Annotated in this window: 9 protein-coding genes; 5 read left to right on the top strand and 4 right to left on the bottom strand. The window is 69.2% G+C overall.

Going from position 1 to position 7665, the window contains the following annotated elements; translation table 11 throughout:
* Positions 1 to 177 precede the first annotated feature (177 nt).
* A complete protein-coding gene (locus ACFYQ6_RS00045; RefSeq protein WP_361587085.1) occupies positions 178 to 957 on the bottom strand; it encodes a hypothetical protein in 780 nt (259 codons plus the stop codon).
* Between the two features lie 120 nt (positions 958 to 1077).
* On the opposite strand from ACFYQ6_RS00045, the gene ACFYQ6_RS00040 reads away from it, so the two are divergent.
* From ACFYQ6_RS00040 to ACFYQ6_RS00025, 4 genes are all read left to right on the top strand, one after another.
* The gene (locus tag ACFYQ6_RS00040) at positions 1078 to 1878 is read left to right on the top strand and encodes an ABC transporter ATP-binding protein (RefSeq protein ID WP_361587088.1); all 801 of its coding nucleotides are present in this window, start codon (positions 1078 to 1080) and stop codon (positions 1876 to 1878) included.
* 65 nt (positions 1879 to 1943) lie between these two features.
* On the top strand, positions 1944 to 2372 hold the full coding sequence (locus tag ACFYQ6_RS00035; protein ID WP_361587091.1) for an NfeD family protein: 429 nt from the start codon (positions 1944 to 1946) through the stop codon (positions 2370 to 2372).
* 137 nt (positions 2373 to 2509) lie between these two features.
* Positions 2510 to 3439: an SPFH domain-containing protein gene (locus ACFYQ6_RS00030; protein WP_361587094.1), complete on the top strand. Its 930-nt coding sequence runs from the start codon at positions 2510 to 2512 to the stop codon at positions 3437 to 3439.
* Between the two features lie 84 nt (positions 3440 to 3523).
* Positions 3524 to 4291 carry a sulfite exporter TauE/SafE family protein gene (locus ACFYQ6_RS00025; RefSeq protein WP_361587097.1) on the top strand — a complete coding sequence of 256 codons (768 nt, stop codon included), beginning with the start codon at positions 3524 to 3526 and terminating at the stop codon, positions 4289 to 4291.
* 63 nt (positions 4292 to 4354) lie between these two features.
* Here the strand turns inward: ACFYQ6_RS00025 and ACFYQ6_RS00020 are convergent, their stop codons facing one another.
* The 3 genes from ACFYQ6_RS00020 to ACFYQ6_RS00010 form a co-directional block, all read right to left on the bottom strand.
* Entirely contained in the window at positions 4355 to 4861 is a 507-nt protein-coding gene (locus ACFYQ6_RS00020; protein WP_361587100.1) for an HNH endonuclease, read from the bottom strand.
* Between the two features lie 141 nt (positions 4862 to 5002).
* Positions 5003 to 5536 (bottom strand): YbhB/YbcL family Raf kinase inhibitor-like protein, encoded by a 534-nt coding sequence (locus tag ACFYQ6_RS00015; protein ID WP_388759379.1) that lies wholly within the window; start codon positions 5534 to 5536, stop codon positions 5003 to 5005.
* Between the two features lie 56 nt (positions 5537 to 5592).
* A complete protein-coding gene (locus ACFYQ6_RS00010; RefSeq protein ID WP_361587106.1) occupies positions 5593 to 6375 on the bottom strand; it encodes a sporulation protein in 783 nt (260 codons plus the stop codon).
* An 85-nt stretch (positions 6376 to 6460) separates the two neighbouring features.
* Here ACFYQ6_RS00010 and ACFYQ6_RS00005 point away from each other — a divergent pair, with 85 nt between their 5' ends.
* A complete protein-coding gene (locus ACFYQ6_RS00005) occupies positions 6461 to 7102 on the top strand; it encodes a DNA-3-methyladenine glycosylase (RefSeq protein WP_388759375.1) in 642 nt (213 codons plus the stop codon).
* Positions 7103 to 7665: the final 563 nt, after the last annotated feature.

Raw genomic sequence — 7665 nt, 5'->3', positions numbered from 1 at the left:
CCCGCCCCCCCCCCCCCCCCCCCCCTCCCCCCCCCCCCCACCCCCCCCCGCCCGGGGGGGGGCCCCCCCCCCCCCCCCCCGGCGGCCGGTGCCGTGCCGGCCGGTCCGAGGTGCTGCGAGACCGGTGACCGCGACGCGCCCACCGGTCCGGGGCGCGAGGCCGGGAACGGGACGCGTCTACCGCCCCCGCTCCTCCACATACGCGTTGTACGCCGCGACCTGCGCCCGCCGGGCCACCCGCTCCACCGGCCGCAGCGCCTCGCCCCGGGCCGCGATCTCCGAGGCGCTCACCGCGCCGCCGTGCCCGTTCTCATGGGCCACCGACACCAGCAGGCCCACCCGCTGCGCCAGCTCCAGCACCCGGACCGCCCGCGGCGGATAACCCGGCGCCAGCACCTCGCGCCCCCGCTCCGCCCGCGCCCGGTACGCGTCCACAGCGGCCTCCGCGACCGGCCCGGAGCCGGCGACGTCCAGCCGCGACAGCACCGCTGTCGCGTCCCGCAGGGCCTCGGCGAGCTCCCGCTCCGCCTCGCCCAGCGACGGCACATCGGCAGGCGGAGCCTCCCGTACGGGCAGGCAGTGCCACACCACCTCGACATGAAGATCCCCGGCGGGCCCCACCTCGCTCACCTCAGGCACGAGGCCGTACGGCGCGCCGCAGGTGACGACGGCCTCCTGCGCGTCGAGCGCCCGCGCGTTGAAGTCGGGCGGACCGCTGAGCCCCAGCGGGTGCCCGGGCACCGGCAGCGCGACCCGGAAACCGGTCGCGCCCAGCCCCCTCAGCCGGCCGAGCGCCAGGGTGAGACCGACCGGACCGGCCTCACCCGGCAGCCCCTCCACACGATGCACCGCGTCCTCGCCGACGATCGCGAGCACCGCGTCGTCGGGTGACACAAGTCCGGCCAAAAGCGCGTTTCCCCATGCGGCGAGCCGCCCTGAGCGTGGTTCCGAAAGCATGGGGACAGCCTAGGGAACGGCCCCAAGGCCTGAGCACTCTCCGGGTGGCGTAGGTTTTCCCTGGGAGCTGTGCCCACAGGCACGCGACGATCTCGACACTGTATGGGGAGACAACGCGCCATGAGCGATGTACTGGAGCTGGTGGACGTATCCGTGGTCCGCGACGGACGCGCTCTGGTGGACGACGTCTCCTGGTCGGTCAAGGAGGGGGAGCGCTGGGTCATCCTGGGACCGAACGGCGCCGGCAAGACCACCCTCCTCAACATCGCCTCCAGCTACCTCTTCCCCAGCGCCGGTACGGCCAAGATCCTCGGTGAGCGGCTCGGCGGGGTCGGGACCGACGTCTTCGAGCTCCGGCCCCGCATCGGGATCGCCGGTGTGGCGATGGCCGAAAAGCTCCCCAGGCGACAGACCGTGCTGCAGACGGTGCTGACAGCCGCGTACGGCATGACCGCCACCTGGCACGAGGACTACGAAGCCGTCGACGAGGACCGCGCCCGCGCCTTCCTCGACCGCCTCGGCATGACCGAGTACCTCGACCGCAAGTTCGGCACGCTCTCCGAGGGCGAGCGCAAGCGCACCCTCATCGCCCGCGCCATGATGACCGACCCCGAGCTGCTCCTCCTCGACGAGCCCGCCGCGGGGCTCGACCTCGGCGGGCGCGAGGACCTGGTGCGCCGCCTCGGCCGGCTGGCCCGGGACCCGTACGCCCCCTCCATGATCATGGTCACCCACCACGTCGAGGAGATCGCCCCCGGCTTCACCCACGTCCTGATGATCCGTCAGGGCAAGGTGCTGGCCGCCGGCCCCATGGAGACGGAGCTCAGCTCCCGGAATCTCTCCCTCTGCTTCGGCCTGCCGCTCGTCGTCGAGCACCACGGCGACCGCTACACCGCCCACGGGCTGCCCCTCGGCCGGTAGCCGCACCACGGCCAACCTCTCCTGCGCCCTGTCGGGGAGCGCACTCGCGGTCCTACGATGACCCTGTGGACATCGACGCGTGGGTGTGGTGGCTGATCGGAGCGGTGGGACTGGGCATCCCCCTCGTCCTGACCGCGATGCCCGAATTCGGGATGTTCGCCGTCGGGGCGATTGCCGCTGCCGTCGTCGCGGCTCTCGGCGGCGGCATCGTGGCCCAGGTCCTGGTCTTCGTCGTGGTCTCGGTGGCCCTGATCGCCGTCGTACGCCCCATCGCGGCCAGACACCGTGCGGGCCGCCCCGGGGAAGCCACCGGCATCGACGCCCTGAAAGGCCGTCAAGCCGTGGTGCTGGAACGGGTGGACGCCAACGGCGGGCGCATCAAGCTCGCCGGCGAGGTCTGGTCCGCCCGCGCACTCGACGCCGACCAGAGCTTCGAACCCGGTTCTCAGGTCGACGTCGTGGACATCGACGGTGCAACGGCCGTCGTCATGTGAGCGAACCGGTCACACGGCAGTCCGCAGTCTGCCAAACTCGAAGTCGATCATCATGGCAGTGCAACTGTCGTGAACACCATGAGAGTTCGACCTCGATCACCGCGATCCGTCGGCAACCGAAGGGCACGAGGCACACGATGCAACCGATCATCATCGTCCTGATCATTCTGGTGGTGCTCGTCTTCATCGCCCTGATCAAGACGATCCAGGTCATCCCGCAGGCCAGTGCCGCCATCGTGGAGCGCTTCGGCCGCTACACCCGCACCCTCAACGCCGGGCTGAACATCGTCGTCCCGTTCATCGACTCGATCCGCAACCGGATCGACCTCCGCGAACAGGTCGTCCCCTTCCCGCCGCAGCCGGTGATCACCCAGGACAACCTCGTCGTCAACATCGACACCGTCATCTACTACCAGGTGACCGACGCCCGCGCCGCCACGTACGAAGTCGCCAGCTACATCCAGGCGATCGAGCAGCTCACCGTCACCACGCTGCGCAACATCATCGGTGGCATGGACCTCGAGCGGACCCTGACCTCCCGCGAGGAGATCAACGCGGCGCTGCGTGGAGTCCTCGACGAGGCGACCGGCAAGTGGGGCATCCGCGTCAACCGCGTCGAGCTCAAGGCCATCGAGCCGCCCACCTCCATCCAGGACTCGATGGAGAAGCAGATGCGTGCCGACCGCGACAAGCGCGCCGCCATCCTCACCGCCGAGGGCATCAGGCAGTCCGCGATCCTCACCGCCGAAGGCGAGAAGCAGTCCGCGATCCTGCGCGCCGAGGGCGAGGCCAAGGCATCCGCGCTCCGCGCCGAAGGCGAGGCGCAGGCCATCCGCACGGTCTTCGAGTCCATCCACGCGGGCGACCCGGACCAGAAGCTCCTCTCGTACCAGTACCTCCAGATGCTCCCCAAGATCGCCGAGGGCGACGCCAACAAGCTCTGGATCGTGCCCAGCGAGATCGGCGACGCCCTCAAGGGCCTCAGCGGCGCGTTCGGCAACCTCGGCAACGGTGCGCCCGGCTTCAACACCGGTACGGAGCGCAGGGAGCAGCCCCCGGTCGAATGACCGGGAAACACCTTCGTGCATGATCAGTGAGGCCCCTCGACCTTCATGGCGGGGAGGCATCACTGACCATCGAAGGAGATGGCCTTGTCCATCTGGGAAATGCTCGCCGTCCTCGCGGCCGGGATCGGCGCCGGCACGATCAACACCATCGTCGGCTCCGGCACGCTGATCACCTTTCCGGTGCTGCTCGCCACCGGCCTGCCACCGGTCACCGCGACCGTGTCCAACGCACTCGGACTGATCCCGGGCTCCATCAGCGGGGCGATCGGCTACCGCGAGGAACTCACCGGCCAGCGCCGCCGGATACTCAAGCTGAGCGTCGGCGCGCTGATCGGCGGACTCACCGGGGCCACCCTCCTGCTCGCGCTGCCCTCCACGGCGTTCGAGACGATCGTCCCCGTCCTGGTGGCCCTCGCCCTCGTCCTCGTCATCCTGCAGCCACGCATCAGCAAGGCGGTCCAGCGCAGGCGCGAGCACAACGGCACCTCCGCCCGCGCCGACGGCGGGCCGCTGCTCTTCGTCGGCCTGATGCTCGCCAGCGTCTACGGCGGCTACTTCACGGCGGCGCAGGGCATCATCTACCTCTCCCTGATGGGCATGCTGCTCGACGACACGATGCAGCGCCTCAACGCCGTCAAGAACGTCCTCGCGGCCGTCGTCAACAGCATCGCCGCGCTCTTCTTCCTCTTCGTCGCGGACTTCGACTGGACAGCCGTCGTGCTCATCGCCGTGGGCTCCGCGATCGGCGGCCAGATAGGCGCCAAGGTAGGCCGTCGGCTCAGCCCGGGCTTCCTGCGCATCCTGATCGTCGTCGTCGGCACCGCCGCCATCGTCCAGCTGCTGCTCCGCTGACGCGCGGGAGCCCGCCCCCTCCGGTACGAGGGGACGGGCTCCGCGTCCGTCCGGGCGCGCGGTTCACGCCGCCGAGCGCGCCAGCCACTCCGGCAGCGCCGACCGGTCACCGACTCCCAGCGCCAGCAGCATCGCGTCCGCCGGCGAAGGCACGAAGGGCTGCCGGAGCAGCGGCATGCCCGCCTGCTCGGGCGTCCGGGCCGCCTTGCGGTGGTTGTCCTCGGCGCACGAGGCGACGGTGTTCAGCCAGGTGTCCTGACCACCCTGGGCACGCGGCACCACGTGGTCCACGGTGCTCGCGCGCCGTCCGCAGTACGCACACCGGTGCTGGTCCCGTATGAGTACACCCCTCCTGGACCACGGCGCGTGTCTTCGGAACGGCACCCGTACGTACCGGCAGAGCCTGATCACCCGGGGCACCGGGATGTCCACGGCGGCACCTCGCATGCGGAGCCCGGGATGCGACTGCTCGACGACGGCCTTGTCCTGCAGGATCAGGACCACCGCGCGGTTGAGCGTCACCGTCGACAGCGGCTCGAAGCTCGCATTGAGTACAAGTGTGTCCCGCATCCTGCCCACCTCCCGTGTGCCGCCCGTCTGTCGGCGGGCCCGGAACAACTCTGTCCGGGCGAACCGTGATGGACAACGCAATAAAAAGTGCCCTGCCCTGATCTCTCCAAGACCAGGGCAGGGCAAACAGGAGGCGAACCTTCAGCTTGTGGGAGCGGTGTACTCCCCGACGAGCTGTGCGCGGCCCAGGGTGTGGAACCGCAGGTTGAATCCGACCGCCGCGGGCGAGGCGTCGCTGTCGGGCCCGAGCTTCTCGGTGTCCACCGCGTACACGGTGAACACGTAACGGTGGTTCTCACCCGCCGGCGGCGCGGCACCGCCGAAGTCCTTCGACCCGTAGTCGTTCCGGGCCTGGACCGCCCCCGGGGGCAGTCCTTCGAACGCCCCGCTCCCCGCACCGGCCGTGAGTTCCGTGACCGACGCCGGGATGTCGAAGAGCACCCAGTGCCAGAACCCGCTGCCCGTCGGGGCGTCCGGGTCGAAGCACGTCACGGCGAAGCTCTTCGTCTCCGCGGGGAAGCCCTCCCACCGCAGCTGCGGCGAGGTGTTGCCCGCCGCGTACACCTGGGCGTCCGCCAGCACGGCGCCCGGCGCCAGGTCCTCGCTCACCACGGTGAACGAAGGGACCTCGGGGTGGAAGTCGTGCGGCAGCGGCGCCCTCTTCGGCTCGGTCACGTCAGCACCTCTCCTGATCGGCTGTGGGGTGTCCTTCCCCCCGACCTTAGGGGGTGTCAGAGCCAGTTGCGCTGGCCGCCGACCTGCGCGAGCCACTGGTTGAGGTAGGCGGCCCAGTCGGTGCCCTGGAAGTCGTTCAGACCCACCTTGAACGCGCGGTACGAGTCGCTGCCCTCGCTGAAGAGGCCGGGCTTCTTGTCCATCTCGAGCACGACGTCCATCTCGCGGTCGTCGGCGATGAACGTCAGCTCCACCTGGTGCAGACCGCGGTACTGCTGCGGCGGGAAGAACTCGATCTCCTGGTAGAAGGGCAGGCGCTGGCGCGTACCGCGGATGTGGCCACGCTCCATGTCGGCGGAGCGGAAGCCGAAGCCCAGCTGCCCGAAGGCGTCCAGGATGGCCTGCTGAGCGGGCAGCGGGTGCACGTTGACGGGGTCGAGGTCACCGGAGTCCACCGCACGGGCGATCTCCAACTCAGTCGTCACCCCGATGTTCATGCCGCGCAGATGCTGGCCGGCGAACATGGTGATCGGCGTCTCCCAGGGCACCTCGAGCCCGAAGGGCACGACGTGCACCGCGCCGGCCTTCACCTCGAAGGCACCGCCGAGACGCTGCTTCGTGAACTCGATGTCCTGCTTCGTCTCCTGGTCCCCGCCCTCGACCTCGACCCGCGCCTGCATTCCGACCGAGAGACCCTCGATCTGCTGGTCCACGGATCCGCCCTGGATCCGGACCTCGCCCTGGACGACGCCACCGGGGACGACGTTGAGTTCGGTCAGTTCGGTCTCGACCGAAGCACCGCCGGCACCCATGCTCGCGAGCAGCCGCTTGAAGCCCATGTTTTCCTCCTTGGTCCTGACCCCTACATACGCGCCACGACGGTAGCCGGTTCCCGAAGCGGCGAGCCCAGTACCCTCGGACGCCATGAACGAGGGCATGGACCACACCCCGCTCACGCGGGACTTCTTCGACCGCCCCGTCCAGGAGGTGGCCCCCGATCTGCTGGGCCGCATCCTGGTCAGGAACACCGACCAGGGCCCCATCGAGCTACGGCTGACCGAGGTCGAGGCGTACGCGGGAAAGGTCGACCCGGGCTCCCACGCCTTTCGCGGTCGCACGGCCCGCAACAGCGTGATGTTCGGACCGCCCGGCCACGCGTACGTCTACTTCACGTACGGGATGTGGCACTGCCTCAACCTGGTGTGCGGTCCCGAGGGACGTGCGAGCGGGGTGCTGCTGCGGGCGGGGGAGATCGGCGTCGGTGCGGAGATGGCCCGCAAACGTCGGTTCTCGGCCCGGCACGACAGAGAACTGGCCAAAGGACCGGCGCGTCTGGCCACCGCCCTCGATGTGGACCGCGCGCTGAACGGAGTCGACGCCGTGGGCTGCCCGCAGGGTCCGCTCTCCGTCCTCCGGGGGGCTCCGCCTCCCCGCGACCAGGTGCGCAGCGGTCCCCGTACCGGAGTGGGCGGTGAAGGCGCCCATCAGCCCTGGCGCTTCTGGATCGACGGCGACCCCACGGTCAGCCCGTACCGGGCCCATGTGCCGCGCCGCCGTCCAACTTGACTCGCCCCAGCCGCTTCCCTAATGTAGTCCGAGCCGCTTGAACGGATGCAGTTGTCGGCGCGGTCCATCGGACCGGGTCGAGGCATCGTGAGAGGGCCAACCACTACCTACGATTCACCCCTGGCGGGTGCAATTTCGGCATGCCGGAATTTCGCCCATCGGCTCGATTATGAGTCGCAGCGGAAATCAGTTAACGTAGTGACCACGCCGAAAGGGAAACGCGAAAGCGAAGAACTGGAAAGCGAAACAAGCAGTAACCCGCTTCGGCCGGGAATCGGACACGAAAGAGTCTGATAGAGTCGGAAACGCAAGAACGAAGGGAAGCGCCCGGAGGGCCCCGGTGAAACGGGACCGAAGGAAGCGTCCGTTCCTTGAGAACTCAACAGCGTGCCAAAAGTCAACGCCAGATATGTTGATACCCCGGCCTGCATCGCAGGTTGGTGGTTCCTTTGAAAAGTCCTGCACGGTCTTCGGGTCGGGTAGGCAACAACAGCGAGGACGCTGTGAACGACCGGTCTTATTCCGACCTGGTCGTTCCGCTCTCGTGTTGTGATCCCGATTAC

It is taken from the genome of Streptomyces sp. NPDC005494, from assembly GCF_042872025.1.
Lineage (GTDB): Bacteria > Actinomycetota > Actinomycetes > Streptomycetales > Streptomycetaceae > Streptomyces.
The sequence above is the reverse complement of the archived record's forward strand: the minus strand, read 5'-3'. Positions and strand labels throughout refer to the sequence as shown.